The organism is Streptomyces doebereineriae (genome assembly GCF_031845645.1).
GTDB lineage: Bacteria > Actinomycetota > Actinomycetes > Streptomycetales > Streptomycetaceae > Streptomyces > Streptomyces canus.
Genome location: NZ_JAVREZ010000146.1, coordinates 1 through 484, shown reverse-complemented (window position 1 = coordinate 484; position 484 = coordinate 1). Strand labels below are relative to the sequence as shown.

The 484-nt window shown below is 71.9% G+C and carries 1 protein-coding gene; it reads right to left on the bottom strand.

Annotated features, from left to right (window positions below; all coding sequences use genetic code 11):
* A partial coding sequence (locus tag RNB18_RS51145) for a roadblock/LC7 domain-containing protein (protein WP_311720941.1) occupies nucleotides 1-397 on the bottom strand: 397 nt, incomplete at its 3' end.
* Between the last annotated feature and the right edge of the window lie 87 nt (nucleotides 398-484).

Sequence of the window (484 nt, the reverse complement as noted above, 5' to 3'; positions counted from 1 at the left end):
CGGCGAACCGCGCGATCTTGTAGGACACCGCGCCGAGGTCGGCGCCGGGGTGCGTGTAGACGACCACGCGGACGTTGGAGCCGGCCTGGGCCACGATGACGAACCTGTTGCCGTCCTCCACGGTCACCTGGCGCAGGGGCAGTTCCCCGGCCCCGTCCACCGGGAAGAGCTCCGACGCGGTGAGGGCGGTGCTGAAGAGGGAGGTGCAGATCGCGGACGCCTGCTCCGCCTGCTCCTGGCTGGCCTCCTGGTTCCGGCCCGCGATGATCCCGTCACCGGTGAACAGGACGACGGCCTGCGCCCCGGTGTCGTCGAACAGGCGCTGGGCGTGCTCGGAGTAGTCCCTGCGCTCGGCCAGGGGCGTGCCGGACGCACGGTATCGGCCGGGGCTGCTCATCGTGTCTCCCAAGAGGTGGTGGAGGTAGGGGCGGGACCGGCGGTTTCCGGTCCTCTCTGTTCGGACCGGGCCCGCTGGGCGCCGGAC